17 protein-coding genes, 1 pseudogene and 1 riboswitch are annotated in these 20,747 nt (G+C 36.5%); of the genes and pseudogenes, 17 read left to right on the forward strand and 1 reads right to left on the reverse strand.

What is annotated here, in order from left to right:
• Nucleotides 1-136: 136 nt before the first annotated feature.
• From BN2144_RS09000 to sufB, 16 genes are all read left to right on the forward strand, one after another.
• Nucleotides 137-2,566: a 3-hydroxyacyl-CoA dehydrogenase/enoyl-CoA hydratase family protein gene (locus tag BN2144_RS09000; RefSeq protein WP_042337800.1), complete on the forward strand. Its 2,430-nt coding sequence runs from the start codon at nt 137-139 to the stop codon at nt 2,564-2,566.
• A gap of 33 nt (nt 2,567-2,599) precedes the next feature.
• Entirely contained in the window at nt 2,600-3,775 is a 1,176-nt protein-coding gene (locus tag BN2144_RS09005; RefSeq protein ID WP_033827936.1) for an acetyl-CoA C-acetyltransferase, read from the forward strand.
• A gap of 74 nt (nt 3,776-3,849) precedes the next feature.
• Nucleotides 3,850-5,634: an acyl-CoA dehydrogenase family protein gene (locus BN2144_RS09010; protein WP_033827937.1), complete on the forward strand. Its 1,785-nt coding sequence runs from the start codon at nt 3,850-3,852 to the stop codon at nt 5,632-5,634.
• 456 nt (nt 5,635-6,090) lie between these two features.
• A complete protein-coding gene (locus BN2144_RS09015; protein WP_033827938.1) occupies nt 6,091-6,453 on the forward strand; it encodes an arsenate reductase family protein in 363 nt (120 codons plus the stop codon).
• Nucleotides 6,454-6,542: 89 nt separating this feature from the next.
• Nucleotides 6,543-6,923, forward strand: coding sequence for a glycine cleavage system protein GcvH (gene gcvH, locus BN2144_RS09020; protein WP_033827939.1), 381 nt, complete (start codon nt 6,543-6,545; stop codon nt 6,921-6,923).
• A gap of 238 nt (nt 6,924-7,161) precedes the next feature.
• On the forward strand, nt 7,162-7,509 hold the full coding sequence (locus BN2144_RS09025; RefSeq protein WP_033827940.1) for a toprim domain-containing protein: 348 nt from the start codon (nt 7,162-7,164) through the stop codon (nt 7,507-7,509).
• Between the two features lie 33 nt (nt 7,510-7,542).
• Entirely contained in the window at nt 7,543-7,848 is a 306-nt protein-coding gene (locus BN2144_RS09030) for a thioredoxin family protein (protein WP_033827941.1), read from the forward strand.
• A 244-nt stretch (nt 7,849-8,092) separates the two neighbouring features.
• Nucleotides 8,093-8,413 carry an SCP2 sterol-binding domain-containing protein gene (locus BN2144_RS09035; RefSeq protein ID WP_222860092.1) on the forward strand — a complete coding sequence of 107 codons (321 nt, stop codon included), beginning with the start codon at nt 8,093-8,095 and terminating at the stop codon, nt 8,411-8,413.
• Nucleotides 8,414-8,513: 100 nt separating this feature from the next.
• A riboswitch (SAM riboswitch) is annotated at nt 8,514-8,620 on the forward strand.
• Nucleotides 8,621-8,805: 185 nt separating this feature from the next.
• Entirely contained in the window at nt 8,806-9,831 is a 1,026-nt protein-coding gene (locus BN2144_RS09040; RefSeq protein WP_033827943.1) for a methionine ABC transporter ATP-binding protein, read from the forward strand.
• Complete coding sequence (locus BN2144_RS09045; RefSeq protein WP_033827944.1) at nt 9,824-10,492, forward strand: methionine ABC transporter permease; 669 nt, start codon at nt 9,824-9,826, stop codon at nt 10,490-10,492. The genes BN2144_RS09040 and BN2144_RS09045 overlap by 8 nt, the downstream gene beginning before the upstream one ends.
• 15 nt (nt 10,493-10,507) lie before the next feature.
• Nucleotides 10,508-11,362: a MetQ/NlpA family ABC transporter substrate-binding protein gene (locus tag BN2144_RS09050; RefSeq protein WP_033827945.1), complete on the forward strand. Its 855-nt coding sequence runs from the start codon at nt 10,508-10,510 to the stop codon at nt 11,360-11,362.
• Nucleotides 11,363-11,760: 398 nt separating this feature from the next.
• The gene (gene sufC / locus BN2144_RS09055) at nt 11,761-12,543 is read left to right on the forward strand and encodes a Fe-S cluster assembly ATPase SufC (protein ID WP_033827946.1); all 783 of its coding nucleotides are present in this window, start codon (nt 11,761-11,763) and stop codon (nt 12,541-12,543) included.
• 29 nt (nt 12,544-12,572) lie between these two features.
• Nucleotides 12,573-13,883: a Fe-S cluster assembly protein SufD gene (gene sufD, locus BN2144_RS09060; RefSeq protein ID WP_033827947.1), complete on the forward strand. Its 1,311-nt coding sequence runs from the start codon at nt 12,573-12,575 to the stop codon at nt 13,881-13,883.
• Nucleotides 13,883-15,112: a cysteine desulfurase gene (locus BN2144_RS09065; RefSeq protein ID WP_033827948.1), complete on the forward strand. Its 1,230-nt coding sequence runs from the start codon at nt 13,883-13,885 to the stop codon at nt 15,110-15,112. Before sufD ends, BN2144_RS09065 begins: the two co-directional genes overlap by 1 nt.
• Nucleotides 15,102-15,542: a Fe-S cluster assembly sulfur transfer protein SufU gene (gene sufU / locus BN2144_RS09070; RefSeq protein ID WP_033827949.1), complete on the forward strand. Its 441-nt coding sequence runs from the start codon at nt 15,102-15,104 to the stop codon at nt 15,540-15,542. The genes BN2144_RS09065 and sufU overlap by 11 nt, the downstream gene beginning before the upstream one ends.
• Nucleotides 15,543-15,608: 66 nt before the next feature.
• Complete coding sequence (sufB, locus tag BN2144_RS09075; protein WP_033827950.1) at nt 15,609-17,006, forward strand: Fe-S cluster assembly protein SufB; 1,398 nt, start codon at nt 15,609-15,611, stop codon at nt 17,004-17,006.
• Nucleotides 17,007-17,129: 123 nt separating this feature from the next.
• Here sufB and BN2144_RS09080 read toward each other — a convergent pair.
• A pseudogene (locus BN2144_RS09080) lies at nt 17,130-18,690 on the reverse strand (IS1182 family transposase); the annotation flags it as partial.
• Between the two features lie 347 nt (nt 18,691-19,037).
• Here BN2144_RS09080 and BN2144_RS09085 point away from each other — a divergent pair.
• Nucleotides 19,038-20,477: a DDE-type integrase/transposase/recombinase gene (locus tag BN2144_RS09085; protein WP_033827951.1), complete on the forward strand. Its 1,440-nt coding sequence runs from the start codon at nt 19,038-19,040 to the stop codon at nt 20,475-20,477.
• Nucleotides 20,478-20,747: the final 270 nt, after the last annotated feature.

The following is a 20,747-nucleotide window of genomic DNA, read 5'->3' on the forward strand; positions in this document are numbered from 1 at the left end:
TATTTGCAAATAATAGGGTGGAATGAGCGATTAAAAATATTTTAAAAAAATAAGTTTTTTCTATTGCATTGTTGCAAAAATTTATATATATTAAAAATATAAATGAATTTGTTTTTTATATTTTTTTCGCATAAAAATGAATGAGTGTTCATTCAAAGGAATACAAAGGGGGAAAGGAATTTTGGTTAAACAGATTAAGAAAGCCGCTGTTCTAGGATCTGGGGTCATGGGTTCAGGTATTGCAGCCCATCTAGCAAATATTGGAATTCCAACATTATTGCTAGATATCGTTCCAAATGAATTAACAAAAGAAGAGGCTGCTAAAGGATTAACGCTAAATGATAAGGTTGTTCGTAATCGAATTGCAGCGAGTGGAAAACAAAAGCTATTAAAACAAAAGCCTGCACCGTTAACTTCAAAAGATCATCTTGCACTTATCGAAGTAGGAAACTTAGAAGATGATCTAGAGCGACTTGGTGAAGTGGACTGGATTATTGAAGTTGTCGTTGAAAGATTAGATATCAAGAAATCGGTTTTCGAGAAAGTAGACAAGTATCGTAAACCTGGTTCAATTGTAAGTTCCAATACTTCTGGAATCTCCGTAAACCGAATGGCAGAAGGTCGTTCAGAAGACTTTAGAAAGCATTTTCTTGGCACACACTTTTTTAACCCACCACGCTACTTAAAACTACTAGAAGTTATTCCAACGAAGGATACGGATCCTGAAGTTGTTAGCTTTATGGAAACATTTGGTGAGGATGTATTAGGAAAAGGTGTTGTAATTGCAAAAGATACACCGAACTTTATCGGTAATCGAATTGGAACTTACGGATTACTAATCACTTTACAAGAAGTATTGAAAAATGGATATTCCATTGGTGAAGTGGATTCAATTACCGGAACAATTATCGGTCGACCAAAGAGTGCGACTTTCCGTACACTTGATGTTGTAGGTCTTGATACATTTGTTCATGTAGCTAATAACGTTAAAAATCAAGTTGAAGGAAAAGAAAAAGAAGTATTTACAGCACCAGAAATACTTGAAAGGATGCTTGAGAAAAAATGGTTAGGTGCGAAAACAGGTCAAGGTTTTTACTTGAAAAAAGGAAAAGAAATTCTTGAATTAAATCCAACAACTTTAGAATATGAACCAGTGAAAAAGTTAAGAACACCAGCTGTTGAGATGGCAAAGCAACAAAAAGGTACGAAAGCAAAATTACAAGCATTAGTTTATGCTGATGATCGTGCTGGAAAATTACTATGGAATGTTTTCTCTCAAACATTAATTTACACAGCTGATTTACTATACGAAATTGCCGATGATATCGTTGCTGTTGATAATGCAATGAAGTGGGGATTCGGTTGGGAACAAGGACCATTTGAATCTTGGGATGCCATCGGATTAGAAAAGTCTGTTGAGCGTATGGAAAACGAAGGTCTTACTGTTCCAGCTTGGATTAAAGAAATGATTGCGAGTGGAGCAACATCATTCTATAAAGAAGACAATGGTACAGTTCTTTACTACGACCGTGGTGAGTATAAACCAGTAAAACAAAATGAAAAAATCATTAACTTAAAACAGTTGAAAAAACAAAATGGCGTTATCATGAAAAACTCTGGTGCGAGCCTCATTGATATCGGTGACGGGGTTGCTCTACTTGAATTCCATTCACCAAATAATGCCATCGGACTCGATATTATTCAAATGATCAATAAGTCCATTGAAGAAGTTGAGAAAAATTATAAAGGTCTTGTTATTGCAAACCAAGGGAAAAACTTCTGTGTCGGTGCAAACATTGCCATGATGCTAATGGAAGCACAAGATGATAACTTCTTTGAGTTGGATTTTGTTATCAGACAATTCCATCAAGCAATGCTAAATATTAAATACAGTGCAAAACCAGTTGTTGCAGCTCCACACCAAATGACACTTGGAGGCGGTGCTGAAGTTATTTTACCAGCTGCACGTATTCAAGCTTCACCGGAAAGTTATATCGGACTTGTTGAGGTTGGTGTCGGTTTAATTCCTGGTGGTGGTGGTACGAAAGAGCTGTACGTTAAACATTTGAATAGCATGCCAAAAGGGGTAAAATTTGACCTTCAAGATGTAGCAAATAAAGTGTTTGAAACAGTTGCGACAGCGAAAGTATCAACTTCAGCTGAAGAAGCTAGGGAAAATGGTTTCTTAAATAGCCATGACGGTATTAGTAAAAATGCAGATCACCTCATTTATGATGCAAAACAAATTGTTATCGATCTTTATGAAAGCGGTTATCAACCACCAATACGTAAGAAAATTCCTGTTGTTGGTGAAACAGGTTATGCGACACTATTACTTGGTGCTCAAAGTATGCATCTATCCGGGTATATTTCAGAGCATGACTTAAAGATTGCGAAAAAACTTGCTTACGTCTTAGCGGGTGGTAAAGTACCGTTTGGAACAGAAGTTGATGAACAATATATACTAGATTTAGAGCGTGAATCATTTTTGAGCTTAATCGCAGAACCGAAAACACAGCAAAGAATGCAACATATGTTAATGAAGGGGAAACCGTTACGTAACTAAATAGTAGAGTAATAGAAAAAAGGGGGAAATGAAGTGAGAGAAGCGGTAATTGTTTCCGGTGCACGTACACCTGTTGGAAGAGCGAAAAAGGGAACTCTTCGGAACGTGCGTCCTGATGATTTAGGAGCCATTGCTGTTAAAGAAACATTAAAACGAGCAGATAACTACGATGGGCCAATTGATGACTTAATTATCGGATGTGCGATGCCTGAAGCAGAGCAAGGTTTAAATATGGCAAGAAATATCGGTGCATTAGCAGGTCTACCATATACTGTTCCTGCTATTACGATCAACCGTTACTGTTCTTCCGGTTTACAATCCATTGCATATGGAGCAGAAAAAATTATGATAGGTGGCGCTGAGTCCGTTCTTGCTGGCGGTGCTGAATCAATGAGTATGGTTCCAATGATGGGGCATGTTGTTCGTCCAAATGCTAATTTAGCTGAAACGGCACCAGAATATTATATGGGCATGGGCCATACAGCTGAACAAGTTGCAGAAAAATACGGAATTACGAGAGAAGAGCAAGATGCGTTTGCAGTGCGCAGCCATCAGCGAGCAGCCAAAGCTATTGCAGAGGGGAAATTTAACGAGGAAATTGTGCCTGTGGATGTAACTTTCCGCTCTGTTGACGAGAATAATAAATTAGTAGAAAAGAATGTTCAATTTACTATGGATGAAGGAGTAAGACCAGATACATCAATGGAAGGTTTGGCAAGACTACGACCAGCTTTCCGCGTAAATGGAACAGTAACAGCAGGTAATGCTTCTCAAACAAGTGATGGTGCAGCCGCTGTTCTATTGATGGACCGTGAAAAAGCAGAAGCAGAAGGGTTAAAACCAATAGCAAAATTCCGTTCCTTTGCTGTCGGTGGCGTACCACCAGAAGTTATGGGAATAGGTCCAGTAGTAGCTGTACCAAAAGCATTGAAACTAGCTGGATTAGAACTTTCGGATATAGGTTTAATTGAATTGAACGAAGCTTTCGCATCACAATCAATTCAAGTCATCCGTGAACTTGGGTTGAATGAAGATATTGTTAATGTCAATGGAGGCGCTATCGCTTTAGGACATCCACTTGGCTGTAGTGGTACGAAATTAACACTTTCACTTATTCATGAAATGAAACGTAGAGACGTTCAATTTGGTTTAGTCACTATGTGTATCGGTGGCGGTATGGGAGCAGCAGGAGTTTTTGAATTATTATAATAAAGTCACTTGGATATGAATGGTTCATCATTCATATCCAAATCTACTAAATTAATTTAAGGAGGAATTTTCACATGGCCAAATCTGTAGATGAAATTGTAAAAGGTGGTAGCTTTTTAATTGAGGAAGTTCGCGCTGATCAAGTTTTTACACCAGAAGACTATACAGAAGAACATTTAATGATTGCAAAAACAACAGAAGATTATGTTGAAAATGAAGTATTGCCAGTCGTTGAAAAATTAGAAAACCATGAGTTTGAATACTCTGTTAAACTATTAAAACAAGCTGGTGAACTAGGACTTTTAGGAACAGATGTACCTGAAGCATATGGTGGACTTGGACTTGATAAAATTACTTCTGCCTTAATCGCAGAAAAAATGGCTCGTGCTGGTGGATTTTCTATTACGCACGGAGCCCACGTTGGTATCGGTTCATTACCAATTGTTTTATTCGGAAATGAAGAACAAAAACAAAAGTATTTGCCAAAACTTGCTAGCGGTGAACTTTTAGCTGCTTATGCACTAACAGAGCCAGGTTCTGGATCCGACGCTTTAGGTGCAAGAACAACAGCAAAATTAAATGAAGCAGGCACACACTATGTATTAAATGGTGAAAAACAATGGATTACAAACGCTGGTTTTGCTGATGTATTCGTTGTTTATGCAAAAATTGATGGAGAAAAATTCACTGCGTTTATCGTAGAAAGAGAATTCCCTGGAGTTTCTACAGGTGCTGAAGAAAAGAAAATGGGAATTAAGAGTTCTTCCACTCGCACATTAATTTTGGAAGATGCTCAAGTTCCAGTTGAAAACGTATTAGGCGAAATTGGAAGAGGCCATGTTATCGCATTCAATATTTTAAACATTGGCCGTTACAAACTTGGTGTAGGTGCAGTTGGTGGTTCGAAATCTGCGTTTGAATTAGCTGTAAAATATGCGAATGAACGTAAACAATTCAACCGTACAATTGCTAGCTTCAACTTAACGAAAGAGAAATTAGGTACATTGGCATCTGAAATCTATGCTGCAGAAAGCTCTGTTTATCGTACAGTGGGACTTTTTGATGAAAGAATGGGAAGTCTATCTGAAGAAGCAGCAAAAGATGGTAAGGAAATTGCTGCATCGATTGCGGAATACGCAATTGAGTGCTCATTGAATAAATTCTTTGCAACAGAAGTGCTAGATCATGTTGTTGATGAAGGCGTTCAAATCCATGGTGGTTACGGATTTATGCAAGAATACGAAATTGAGCGTGCCTATCGCGATTCACGTATTAACCGTATTTTTGAAGGAACGAACGAAATTAACCGTCTACTCGTTCCTGGAACATACGTGAAGAAGGCATTCAAAGGTGAATTACCTTTATTCGAACAAGCACAAAAATTACAAGAAGAAATTATGATGTTAATGCCTGAAGAGCCAGGTGATGAGCCGTTAGCATTACAAAAATATTTAGTACGTAATGCGAAGAAAATTGCGTTAATGGCTGCAGGTCTTGCTATTCAAAAATATGGAAACAACCTAGAAGAGGAACAAGAAATTCTTGTAAACTTAGCAGATATTGTTTCATTCACATATGCAATGGAGTCTGCTGTATTACGTACAAAAAAAGCAATTGAGCGTGATGGTTTAGAAAAGAGCAAGCAAAAACTTCTTTACACTGAAATTTTTGCTCAACATGCATTTAATGAAATTGAGCAAAATGCAAAAGAAACATTAATTGCTGTATCAAGTGGTGACAACCAACGGATGATGTTATCCACATTACGTAAACTAACTCGTTACAACCCAATTAATGTTATTCCTAAAAAGCGTGAAGCTGCTGATCAACTAATTGCTGCTGAAAAATATATAGTGTAATAAGTAGAAAGTGATGTTTGAGAAAGAATAATCCCCTTGTTCATCAGACAGTTCATTTAGAGGAATCTTAAAGTACGTAATCTAGTATCCCCATCATGCTAGCTTACTTACATAGACAATTCCTCTAATGGACTGTCTTTTTAATTCCTCGTTAACACATTTGTGACATCCGGATGGAAGATTTATTTATTTATTTATTTTGCAAAGGACAAGTCTTTAATGGATAGTTTCCTTGTTTCCATTAAATTGTCATAAGAGCAAGAAGTTTTATCATTATTCAAAATAGGTCAATCTTCTAATGGTTTACTCACTCCACAAAATGCCATGAAAGGATTAGCTTCATACATGGAACTTCCCAATCTGCTAATGGAATGCGACCTTGGCTCTACTAAATCTAACTATGGTCATGGTATAATAAAATAGGACAAATTGATTCATATAAGGTGGTGAATTCAAGTGGCATTAACATTTTATTGGTACCCGAAGTGTGGAACTTGCCGAAAAGCAAAAAAATGGTTAGATGATCATGAAGTTACCTATGAAGCAATCCATATTGTAGAGAATCCACCAAGTCGAGAGGAAATTGAGCAATTATATAAAAAGAGTGGATTCGAGTTGAAAAAGTTTTTTAATACAAGTGGGCAAAAATATCGTGAACTTGGATTAAAAGATAAAGTAAAAACAGCCGATGAATCAGAATTACTTGATTTGCTTGCCTCAGATGGTATGTTAATAAAAAGACCAATTGTAACAGACGGAGAAAAAGTAACGGTAGGATTTAAAGAAGATGAATACGAGAAAGAATGGGACAATAAATAGTTAGAGATTCTTTCAATATTTGCATTTTTAAGAAGAGTTTTAGTATGATATTTATGTTACATATATAAATTAACTTGGGAGGGAATCGTATGGCAACACCGAAAGAGTTACGTTATTCTGAAGAGCATGAATGGGTAAAAGTTGAGGGAAGTCAAGTTCGAATCGGTATTACTGACTTCGCGCAAGAAGAACTAGGTGATATTGTGTTTGTAGAACTTCCAGAAGTAGGAACGGAATTGGCTGCAAACGAACCATTTGGTAGTGTAGAATCTGTTAAGACCGTTTCTGAACTGTATGCACCGATTAGTGGAAAAGTAGTCAAAGTAAATGAAGAATTAAATGACAACCCTGAATATGTGAATGAATCTCCTTATGAAGCATGGATGGTAGTGATTGAACCATCTGATTTATCTCAAGTCGATAGCTTAATGTCCGCTGAAGATTATGAGAAAATGATTAATGAAGAATAAAAAAGTTAAAGGACGTCTAATTTTCATTTAGATGTCCTTTTGTGACGACACTCGTTGTAACTAATCACTTCTCTTTCCTTTACGTAATCGCATCTTCATTTTTCTAGAAAAATGTTTTTCCCATTTCTTTTACACTTTTCCTTCAATATTTATAAATTATTGCATACAAATATAAAAAGGAACATAGAAGTTGTCTTGATACTTGTTTCCTTGTAATATGTTGGATAGGTGATTAAATATGGAGGAAGCTGTTGAGAGGGTAATTATTGTAGAAGGGAAAACAGACAAGAAAAAAGTACAAGAAGTGATTAATGAACCGGTTGAAATTATTTGTACGAATGGAACGATAGGTTTGAGCCGGATGGATGAATTAATTGATTCTTTATTTGATAAAGAAGTGTTTATTTTTGTTGATGCCGATGATTCTGGTGAAAAGTTAAGAAGGCAATTTAAACGTGAATTCCCAGAAGCAAAACATATTTACATTGACAGAACTTATCGAGAAGTTGCGACAGCACCAGAAAACCATGTTGCTTCAGTATTATTACAAGCAAATATCCATGTACACTCGAAATATTTATTTTGATTTCACCTTAGTTAGAAATGAAGGATGAACACAATGGAACAATGGACAAACGATACATTTTACCAGCATTTAAAGAGTGGAAAGAAAGGTGGATTTTATTTATACACACCTTTATGTGGCACATGTCAAATGGCAAGTAAAATGTTAGGTGTTATTGAAGAGCTATTGCCAGATCTTCTAATAGGGAAGGCAGATATGAATTATATTCCAGAAATTGCCGAAACATTTTTCATTGAAAGTGTCCCATGTTTGATCATCTTTTCGGATTATCAAATTAAGGAAAAAATTTACGCTTTCCAAAGTGTCCCGTTTTTATATGAAAAATTGAAAAGTTTATAATGAACACAACTGCCTATACGAGAGAAATGATTAAATCGCATCTCTATGTATAGGCAGTTTTTTGCTTTTCCTATTTCTTTCATTTGAAATAAAGGATATTCATCTGCAAATAGCGAATTAAACATTAGAGAACACATTTGTTGTTCGTACCTTATAGCGCCAAATAAACACCCAGATTTAAACATCATTAAACCGTTAATAAAATGGTGAAACCAATGGGATAGCGGGGGTGTATACATGGATGTTGACTGAAAATTTAGAACAAAAAAGTAATCGTCATCATTTATTTCGACTATTAATGCCAGAAGAGCCACTTCATATTAAAGTAAATAAAAATGACGATGTGTTCTATATTGCACTTTCTAAGGAGCAAATGGATGTACGAAAAACATTCACGGGTGAAATACATATCGAGCTTTCTGGTGAGGACAAAATTATCCAAAGGATCATTCAAGGAGAAATAAAACTACAAAAGGCAATAGAAAGAAACCAAGTTCAATTGGATTGTAATTATCGAACAATGCTTTTGCTAGAGTCCATTTTTTGGTTAAATCGGATCGCATAAAGAATTTTCTATAAAGTGACAAATTTTAGTTGACGTTCATATTTATTAATGATATTATAATTTCAATCCATTGCACGTAACTGAATATTCTTAAGTCTTACTCTTATCAAGAGTGGTGGAGGGATGTGCCCGATGAAGCCCGGCAACCGTCAAGTAATTGAAAAGGTGCCAATTCACACAAAGTTTTTTAACTTTGAAAGATGAGAGAAAGGAATTCGACAATTATTCGTATGCCTTTCTACTTATCTTGTAGAAGGGTTTTTTATTTCCATTACAAAATTAATAGAGAACGATCATTTATGAAAAATAGACTGAATAATATAACATTCTATAGTTAGATAAACATCAGATTCTTTTAAGAAGGAATAGCGCAACAGAAGGAGGAAGGTAGAATGATTTTTGTACAAGATGTAACGAAAAAGTTTACGACAAAATCATGCTCCTTGACAGCAGTAAATCAGGCGAATTTTACGATAAATGAAGGTGAAATTTTTGGGGTTATTGGCTATAGTGGTGCAGGAAAAAGTACACTTATCCGCATGTTTAATGGGTTAGAATCTCCAACGAAAGGATCCCTCATCATTGACGGAAAGGATATGGCGAAAATTCGCGGTTCCGAATTGAGAAAAGCCCGGCAAGAAATCGGTATGATTTTTCAACATTTCAATCTACTTTGGTCAAGAACGGTGCGCGGTAATATTTCCTTTCCACTTGAAATTGCAGGAGTCCCAAAAGAAAAAAGGAAAAAGCGTGTAGATGAATTAATAAAGCTCGTTGGTTTAGAAGGAAGGGAAGATGCGTATCCTTCCCAATTAAGTGGAGGACAAAAGCAGAGAGTGGGTATTGCACGAGCCCTTGCGAATAATCCAAAAGTACTGCTTTGTGATGAGGCGACATCAGCATTGGACCCAGAAACAACGGATGCAATATTAGACCTTCTTGTAGACATTAATAAGAAATTTGGGCTAACGATTATTTTAATTACCCACGAAATGCATGTTATTCGAAAAATTTGTCACCGAGTTGCGGTTATGGATAGTGGAAAAATTGTTGAAATAGGTCCAGTTCTAGAAATTTTTAGACAGCCGAAAGAACAAATTACAAAAAGGTTTATCGGTCAAGTAACAGAACAAGAGGAGACGAAAGAAACAATTCATCATTTAATAGAAAAATACCCTCATGGAAAAATTGTTAAGCTAACGTTCATTGGAGAAGTAGCTGAGCAACCGATTATCTCTCAATTATTTAGACAGCAACATATGACGATAAATATTTTACAAGGGAAAATTTCACAAACGCAAAATGGCAGATACGGTAGTCTTTTCCTCCATATTGATGGGGAAGAAAAAGATGTACAAGAAGCTATTCATTTTCTAACAACGAAACAAATTGGGGTGGAGGTAATTAGTCATGATTGATACACTCTTCCCAAATGTCGATATGGAAAAAGCGTGGGAAAAAACAATCGAAACATTATACATGACGAGTTTATCTCTCGTTTGGATTGCTATTATTGGGATTATATTAGGTTTATTGCTTTTTTTAACAGCAAACGGTAATCTTTGGCAAAACAAGTTTATTCATTGGATTACTTCAGCTGTAGTTAACGTTTTCCGGTCCATTCCATTTGTTATCCTTATTGTTCTATTAATTCCTTTTACTAGAATGTTAGTTGGAACGATGATTGGGATGAAAGCGGCATTACCTGCTCTAATTATCGGTTCCGCACCATTTTATGCTCGAATGGTGGAAATTGGTTTAAGAGAAGTGGACAAAGGAGTAATTGAAGCAGCAAAAGCAATGGGAGCCAAAACGAGCACAATCATTTTAAAAGTGCTGCTCCCTGAATCAATGCCAGCCATTGTTTCCGGAATTACGGTAACAGCGATTGCCCTAGTTGGATATACCGCAATTGCTGGTGTAATTGGTGCTGGTGGCCTAGGGGATTACGCCTATTTAGATGGTTTTTCACGAAATCAAAATGATGTAACCCTATTTGCAACGCTATTAATATTAATCATCGTATTTATCATCCAAATCATTGGAGATACAATAACAAAAAAATTAGATAAAAGATAAAAGGGGGAAACAAAGTTGAAAAAGGTATTAACATTTTTATTTAGTGCTATCCTTGTTGTAACATTAGCTGCTTGTGGAGGTAAGGAAAAATCGTCTAGTAATAACGGGGACGAAAATAGTAAAGGGAAAGATGATGTAAAAACATTAGTAGTTGGTGCGACAAATGAGCCACATGCAGTGATTTTAGAAAAAGCAAAACCAATTCTGAAAGAAAAAGGTATTGAATTGAAAATTGAAACGTTCAGTAAATATGAATTAATTAATCCGGCTTTAGTAGATGGAGATTTGGATGCAAACTTTTTCCAACACATCCCATACTTAGAATTGCAAAATAAAGAATTTAAATATGATCTTGAAAATGCGGGTGGTATCCATATTGAACCAATAGGCATTTATTCCAAAAAGTATAAATCTCTGGATGAAATTAAAGATGGTGCAACAGTTATTATGAGTAGTAATGTTCCAGATCACGGTCGGATTTTGACATTATTTGAAGCGAAAGGGTTAATTGCGTTAAAAGATGGAATTGATAAAACTGCTGCAACTTTAGATGATATTACAAGTAATCCGAAAAACTTGAAGTTTAAATATGATTATGCACCAGATTTATTACCGAGCATATATAATAATGGAGAGGGCGATCTAGTCGTTATTAATTCAAACTATGCATTAGATGCAGACTTAAATCCAATTAAGGATAGTATTGCGATTGAAGATAATGAATCACCGTATGTTAATGTTATTGCTGTTAAAAAAGGCGACAAAGATAAAGAAGAGATTAAAGCATTAGTGGAAGTACTACATTCTGAAGAAATTCAAAAGTTCATTCTTGATGAATGGGATGGTTCTGTTGTGCCAGTAACAGAATAACAATGAACAACAATTGATTGTAATTGGACGTTTTTTGAAGCGAGAAACGATATAGTTATCATCGTTTGTAAATTGAAAATATTAGGTGTAGAATAAGGGCTGGGAGAAATCCTAGTCCTTTTTATCATAGGATAAGAATATTAAGTCACCTCGTATTAACAATTTTTTACGCTTACACGAGGCTTGTTGCAATCATTTTCTATCATATTCATAGTAGAAAAAAACTTTATCATTTAAATGATTTTATTCTCATTGATAAAAAAATAGTCTATAATAGAACTATACATATGAGGGTAAGTTAATTGTTTGATTATAATTTTGATTTGTTATAAAATTAGAATGAGAATAAAATGAGAATAAAAAATTCATATAAATTTTTATCTATGGAGGTAAACAAAATGGCTGGATCAACATTAGTAATTAAGGATTTACATGTTTCAATTGAAGATAAAGAGATTATTAAAGGGTTAAACCTTGAAATTAAACCAGGTGAGTTTCATGCGGTAATGGGACCAAACGGTGCAGGTAAATCAACATTAGCGTCTGCAATTATGGGTCATCCAAAATACGAAATTACGAGCGGTACAATTACTTTAGATGGTGAAGACGTTCTTGAAATGGAAGTAGATGAACGTGCAAAGGCTGGATTATTTTTAGCCATGCAATACCCAAGTGAAATTAGTGGGGTTACAAATGCTGATTTCCTACGCTCTGCAATTAATGCGAAACGCGGTGAAGGTAATGAAATCCCGCTTATGCAATTTATTAAAAAATTAGATAAAAATATGGAATTCTTAGAAATGGATTTAAATATGGCGCAACGTTATCTAAATGAAGGTTTCTCTGGCGGTGAGAAGAAACGGAATGAAATCCTTCAATTAATGATGACTGAACCTAGTCTTGCCATTTTAGATGAAATTGACTCCGGTCTTGATATCGACGCATTAAAAGTTGTATCAAAAGGAATTAATGCAATGCGCAGTAATGATTTTAGCTGTTTAATTATTACACATTACCAACGTTTGCTAAACTACATTACTCCTAACTACGTACATGTTATGATGAACGGTCGTATTGTTAAATCCGGTGGCCCAGAACTTGCGCAACGTCTAGAAGCGGAAGGATATGACTGGATTAAACAAGAGCTTGGTATCGAGGACGAAGTAGAAGTAGGACAATAAGCATAATACATTACGTTAGGAGGATAATCATGACTACACAAGTACAAAATCCAATTGATCAAGGCATCGTTAAGTCTTTTTCCAAAAAGAACAACGAGCCTGATTGGTTTGAACATTTCCGCCTTGAAGCATTGAAGAAATTTGATGAGTTACCAATGCTAGCACCAGATAAGACGAAAATTACGAAATGGGACTTTACTAGTTTTAATGAGCATCATGTGGAAAGTACAATTTATGCGAAAGTTGACGAATTACCAGAGCAAATTAAAGCGTTAATTAATGTAGAAGGTGGCGTGAACAATCTTTATGTGCAACATAACCAAACGCCAGGCCTCGTTTCATTATCAGCTGATTTAAAGGCAAAAGGGGTTATTTTTACAGATTTATTAACAGCTGTAAAAGAGCATAGCGAACTTGTTCAGAAATATTATATGACAGATGGTGTGAAAGTAGACGAACATAAATTAACTGCTTTCCATGCTGCATTAGTTAATGGTGGTGCATTCTTATACGTGCCACAAAATGTTGTTATTGAAGATCCTATCCAAACAATTTTTGTTCATGACAATGCAGATACACCACTTATTAATCACGTATTAATTGTTGCTGATAAAAATAGTGAAGTCACTTATGTAGAAAACTATTTTTCTCTAAATGACCAACTTGAAGGAATTGCCAACATTATAACTGAAGTGATTGCGTTAGATAATGCTAGCGTTAAATTTGGTGCTGTTGATACATTAGCAGAAGGTATTACAACATATGTTAATCGTCGTGGTTATGCGGCTCGTGATGCTCGTATTGAATGGGCTTTAGGTATGATGAATGACGGTAATACAATTTCTGATAATACAACAAATCTTGTTGGGGATGGCTCGTTTGCTGATACAAAATCTGTCGTCGTTGGGCGTGGAAAACAAATTCAAAACTTCACGACTCAAGTGGTCCATTTTGGAAAAGCTTCAGAAGGTTTTATATTAAATCATGCTGTCGTTAAAGATAGTGCAACGAACGTATTTAATGGAATTGGCAAAATTGAACACGGTGCAACAAAGGCGAATGCTGAACAAGAATCTCGTGTTCTGATGTTAAGTGAAAAAGCTCGTGGCGATGCGAACCCAATTCTTTTAATTGAAGAAGATGATGTAATGGCTGGACATGCTGCTTCTGTAGGGAAAGTAGATCCAATGCAAATGTATTATTTAATGAGCCGTGGGATTCCGAAAGAAGAAGCTGAACGTTTAATTATTTACGGGTTTTTAGCTCCAGTTGTAAATCAATTACCAGTAGAAGGGGTTAAAAAGCAATTATCTGAAGTTATTGAAAGGAAAGTAAAATAATGGATATCGAACGCATCCGTAAAGACTTTCCTATTTTACACCAAAATGTCAATGACCACCCGCTCGTGTATTTGGATAGTGCAGCCACTTCACAAAAACCAATTGGGGTAATTAATGCTGTAGATGACTATTACAGACAATATAATTCGAATGTTCATCGCGGTGTTCATACGTTAGGAACAAAAGCAACCGATGCTTACGAGGGTGCCCGTGAAAAGGTAAAGAATTTTATAAACGCAAAATCGATAAAAGAAGTGATCTTCACAAGAGGAACGACAACTTCGCTTAACTTTGTTGCATCAAGTTATGGACGAGAACATGTCAAGGAAGGGGATGAAATTGTCATCTCCTATATGGAGCACCATAGCAATCTCATCCCTTGGCAGCAAGTTGCGAAAAAAACAGGAGCAACATTGAAATATTTTCCACTACAAGAAGATGGGACAATCATATTGGATGATGTTCGGAAAACGATAACGAACCGGACGAAAATTGTTGCCATTACACATGTATCTAATGTGCTAGGTACAATTAATCCAATTAAAGAAATCGTGGAAATTGCTCATAGTAAAGGTGCGATTGTCGTTGTTGACGGTGCGCAGAGTGCTCCACATATGAAAGTGGATGTCCAAGATTTGAATTGTGACTTTTATGCACTCTCTGGACATAAAATGTGTGGACCAACCGGAATTGGTATATTATATGGTAAAGAGCAGCTTCTTGAGAAAATGGAACCAGTCGAATTCGGTGGTGAAATGATTGATTTTGTTGAGCTATATGATTCGACTTGGAAAGAGTTGCCGTGGAAATTTGAAGGCGGGACACCTATAATAGCTGGTGCAATTGGTCTAGGTGCAGCAATTGATTATTTACAGTCTGTCGGTATGGATGAAATTCAAGAGCATGAACATCAACTTGTAGAATATGCTATGAATAAGCTATCCGAAATCGACGGCCTTACAATCTATGGTCCAAAAGAAGCAAATCAACGTGCAGGTGTATTAACTTTTAATATGGATGGAGTTCACCCTCATGACGTAGCAACCGTTCTTGATACGGAGGGGATTGCAGTTCGAGCTGGACACCACTGTGCCCAACCATTAATGAAATGGTTAAATGTAACAGCTACTGCACGTGCAAGCTTTTATTTATATAATACGGAAGATGAGATTGATCGGTTAGTTATGGGGCTCGTCAAAGCAAAGGAGTTTTTCAGTGATGTCTTTTGACCAACTAGATTCTTTATATCGAAGTGTAATAATGGATCACTACAAAAAGCCACGTAATAAAGGAATATTGCAAGATGGTAACTTAACCATCGATATGAATAACCCTACATGTGGTGATCGGATTCGTCTAACAATGAAGGAAAATAATGGAATCATTGAAGACGTGAAATTTGAAGGTGAAGGTTGTTCGATTTCAATGGCCTCTGCTTCCATGATGACCCAACTAATTAAAGGGAAAGATATAGAAACAGCTCTTAAGTTGTCTCAAATTTTCTCTTTAATGGTGCAAGGAAAAGAATATGACCATGGTGATCTTGATTTAGGTGATATTGAAGCATTACATGGTGTATCTAAGTTTCCAGCACGAATAAAATGTGCAACTCTAGCATGGAAGGCAATGGAAAAGGGTGTACATTCAACGCATGAGTAATAAATAATGATCGTTTTAACTTTGATAGCCCTAACTTAATCTCTCTGATGAATGGAGGAAGGAATAATGGCAAAAAATGCGCCGGATATTGGCGATTACAAATATGGTTTCCGTGATAAAGACGTTTCCGTATTCCGTACAGAACGTGGATTAACGCCTAAGATAGTTGAAGAAATTTCCAAAATGAAAAATGAGCCACAATGGATGTTAGATTTCCGCTTAAAGGCTTTAGAACATTTTTATAAAAGACCAATGCCCCAATGGGGTGGCGATCTTTCAGAATTAAATTTTGATGAAATTACGTATTATGTAAAACCATCTGAAAAACAAGGTCGTACTTGGGATGAAGTACCTGAGGAAATTAAACGTACCTTTGATAAACTAGGTATTCCAGAAGCAGAACAAAAATATTTAGCTGGGGTATCTGCTCAGTACGAATCTGAGGTTGTTTATCACAACATGAAAGAGGACCTAGAAAAGATGGGGATTGTATTTAAAGATACAGACTCAGCTTTACAAGAAAACGAAGAATTATTCCGTGAATACTTCGGTACAGTTGTTCCTTATACAGATAACAAGTTCGCAGCGTTAAACTCTGCAGTATGGTCTGGTGGTTCTTTCATCTACGTTCCAAAAGGAGTAAAAGTAGATACACCACTTCAAGCGTATTTCCGCATTAACTCGGAAAATATGGGCCAATTTGAACGTACACTAATTATTGTTGATGAAGGTGCTTCTGTTCATTATGTAGAAGGATGTACGGCACCTGTTTATACAACAAATTCTTTACACAGTGCGGTCGTTGAAATAATTATTAAAAAAGATGCATATTGCCGTTACACAACCATCCAAAACTGGGCAAATAACGTCTACAACCTCGTTACAAAACGTGCAGTATGTGAAGAACGTGCAACGATGGAATGGATTGATGGAAACATCGGTTCGAAATTAACGATGAAATATCCTTCCGTTTTATTAAAAGGGGAAGGCGCTCGTGGTATGACCTTATCTATTGCCTTTGCAGGTAAAGGCCAAGTTCAGGATGCAGGTGCAAAAATGTATCATTTAGCACCGAACACATCTTCCAGCATCGTTTCAAAATCAATGTCAAGACATGGTGGAAATGTAACATACCGGGGAATTGTCCACTTTGGCCGTAAAGCGGATGGTGCAAAAGCAACAATTGAATGTGATACGTTAATTTTAGATAACGAATCAACATCAGATACAATTCCATACAATGAAATTCAAAACGATAACATTTCTTTAGAACACGAAGCAAAAGTTTCGAAGGTTTCAGAAGAACAATTATTCTACCTAATGAGTAGAGGAATTTCTGAACAAGAAGCAACAGAAATGATTGTTATGGGCTTCATTGAACCATTTACAAAAGAACTACCAATGGAATATGCAGTTGAAATGAACCGCCTCATCAAGTTTGAAATGGAAGGTTCTATAGGATAATGAAGAAGAGGCTGGGACATAACTAGCCAAAAGTAGTATATAAAAAGGTTCCAGGCAATAAAAAATTTGCTTGGAACCTTTTTTGTGGGGTTTTTCCATTTCTCGTCACTATTTTACCGCTGATGGCGGTGACTTTTCTCATATTCACCGCCATCAACGCAAAGGCTAATTCATTTTTCACTTTCTGTTTTCCTCTGACGGAAAAACGAGTGAAACCTAAATTAGCCTTCAGAAAACCGAACGCTGGTTCTACATCAATTTTACGTTTTCCGTAAATTTCACCAGTTTTCTCGTCTGAAAGCTTCGTACGTACATATTCTTTTTGGGACTCCCACTTTTCATTTATGTAGACTTTTCGGTTGTTCCCTTCTTTTGCTTTCGTGCATAAATCGCGGAGTGGACAATCCGAACAGTCCTCACACTCGTACACTTTAAATTCACGGGTGAATCCGTACCTGTCTGTTCGTTTGGAATGATGGCTAAATCGTACTTTCCGACCATTTGGGCACAGAAAAGTATCTTCGTCCTCATTATATTCCCAATTATCTACATGAAAAGCGTTGTCCTTATGCTTCTTTTTCTTCTCCTTTCGATATTGATTGTATGTAATAAGTGGCGTTCGATTTCGATTCTCGATGATATCTTCATAATTCTGTTCGCTACCATATCCTGCATCCGCGACAATGAATTCCGGAAGCTCGAAAAAGTTTTCTTCAATCGTGTCGAGAAAAGGAATTAAAGTGCGTGTATCGGTCGGGTTTGGGAAAACATCGTAAGCGAGCACATATTGACCTTCCGTCGCAATTTGGACATTGTAACCAGCTTTCAATTGACCGTTCTTCATGTAGTCGTCCTTCATGCGCATAAACGTCGCATCTGGGTCCGTCTTTGAGTAACTATTGCGATCACCGAAAATCTCCATATCGTTTTGATACTTTTGTTTGCGAGTAATGTAATCCATCCATTGCTTCCGAGATTGTATGGGTAATTTGCGTTCGGAACGGAGCTTTTTCCGTTCACTCCCAACTTCAGATACTTCAATCTTTTTATTATATTCCTCGATTTTCTCGTCTAACTTTTCGACTACTTCTTCCATTTCTTTGACGGAAAGTTCCTCTTCCTTTTCTCGCTCTATTGCTGGGATGATCTCCTTCTCTAGCAGCTCATCATACAGTTGATTGGACTTTTCAATTAGCTTATCACTATATCTTTCAATGGACTTCCGCCATACAAAGGTGAACTTATTTGCGTTTGCTTCAATTTTTGTACCATCAATAAAAATGGCTTCCTCTTCAATCAATTCCTTTTCCACGAGCTGATTTCGGAACTGGACAAAGCATTCACGTAGGATGTTTTCAATGAGTGGATTAGAACGGAAGCGATTGATGGTGCGATAGCTAGGTTCATGTCCTTGAGCCAGCCACATCATGCGGATACTATCCTGTAATAAAGCTTCTATTTTACGGCCGGAAAACACGGATTGCGTATATCCACACAAAATGACTTTCAACATCATACGAGGATGATACGCGGGACGGCCGGTTTGTCGTATGAAGTCCTCGAAAGCTTCTTCGGGAATACTCTCGACAAGATCATTGATCGCAAAAGCAATATCGTTTTCTTTCAACTTAATTTCTAAATTTAGCGGTAAAACTACTTGATTCATGTTATAATGTTTAAACATAAGGGCACCTCCAAAATTATTGTTTCGTCACTTTAATTTTATCAAAAGGTGCCCTTTTTGTTTACTAGAATTGTGACAAAAAAGGCGTTGGGTCTACACTTTTTAGTGTAAGCTCCAACGCCTTAATTTTTATTTTACTGGAGTTTTGTCCCAGTCTCATTNACGCAAAGGCTAATTCATTTTTCACTTTCTGTTTTCCTCTGCGTATTGTCAAAAGTTTTTATATTAAATAGGTTAACAACCATTGATTTATAAGGCATTGAACAAAAAAAGACTTGCCACCCCCTAAAATCTATGGTTAATTGAGGTTACCACACACACAACTAACAAGATTGGAGTGAACAAGTCTGTATCCTCAATTATTAACCTATTTATTTGAATTTATCAAGTACCAAGATGAGATTATCAAAATTTTACAGACTCTTTTAATTGGAAAGAGTATGTTTGATAAACCCGAAGAAAAACCGATAAGCAAGCCTTATCGAAAACTACAGGTGGATGAGCTTCCGATTGTCGAAACACTTGAAAAGCTTGATTATCAAGAACTACTCAATGATTTTCTAGAAAAACACGGGAAACCATTAAAACCGGTTCGTAGACATAAAAACGCCAAAGTTTGTGTGCCTTCTCATTTGAATTGTCCAAAGTGTGGTGCTCCTTCTGATTTTCTTTATGCAAATAATGGAGATAAAGGACAATATCAATGTAAAGTGTGTGCGTGTTTGTTTAGCGAAAAGAATCGTTATTTGAAAGAGGCCATTTTACGATGTCCTCACTGTTCAAAAACACTTGAAAAGATAAAAGAACGAAAAGATTTTGATGTTTTCAAGTGTAAAAATAATCAATGTTCTTACTACCAAAAGAAGTTAAAAGGTCTTTCGAAAGAAGAGAAGAAACCGTTCAAAAAAGACCCACAAGCGTTCAAAATGCGCTATATATTTCGCCTGTTTAAGTTCGACTATAAGCCACTGTCGAAAGAGTCTCCAGAGTTACCGAAAGTAGATTTATCGAAATTGTACGTGTCTCCGCATACACTGGGACTTATTTTGACTTATCACGTAAACTACGGCTTATCAGCGCGCAAAACCGCGGCCATTATGAATGATATTCACGGAGTTTCTATTTCTCACCAAAGTATTTTAAACTACGAAAACAGTGTCGCGCTCATAATGAAACCGTTTATCGACCATTATCCGTATGAGCTTTCCAATCAATTTTGCGGTGATGAAACGTATATCCGTGTGAGTGGACGTTGGAATTACTTGTTCTTCTTCTTTGATACCGTAAAAAAGATTATTTTGTCGTATCCTGTTTCACCAAACCGAGATACACAGGCAGCTGTATTAGCCATTGATGAAGTATTGCTTAAGCTAAAAGAGATTCCAGAAGATCTTACTTTTGTGGTCGATGGGAATCCTATTTACCTTTTGGCTCAACACTTCTTTGCCCAGCACGATATCCACTTTGATGTGAAGCAAGTCATTGGATTAACCAATGAGGATCCTGTTTCAACGGAATATCGACCGCTTAAACAAATTATTGAGAGACTCAATCGTACTTTTAAGGGTAATTATAAGGCTACACATGGGTTTGGTTCAGAAAAGGGATCGGTATCCTATGTGACTTTATTCGTAGCATATTTTAACTTTCTCAGGCCACATGCTTCACTGGAGAATAAAGTGCCAGTTATGATCCCAGAACTCTCCAAATTGCCACACATGCCGGCACGTTGGACAAAAATGATTGAACTCGCTCAACAATGGCTTCTAGAAATACAAGCCGCCTAAATTTAGCTTTAGCTGAGCCCTTGAATGGTTTAACATTCAAACCAGCCATTTGGCGAAGCGAACCCTTGACAAACCGAACTAGCCGATGGTTTAAAATTTTCGGAAAACAAGGGCGTATTTGTCATGCCTTAATTTAGTTCCCTTCGCCCTTGTTACACCTAACTTAAACCATCGGCGTGTTTGTCAAGGGCAAATGGCGACGGTTCTCCACCTTATTTCGGAATAAATCTTGTTTGCTTATCCGTTTTTCATAGAACTTTTGACATTACC

It is taken from the genome of Bacillus andreraoultii, assembly GCF_001244735.1.
GTDB lineage: Bacteria > Bacillota > Bacilli > Bacillales > Caldibacillaceae > Caldifermentibacillus > Caldifermentibacillus andreraoultii.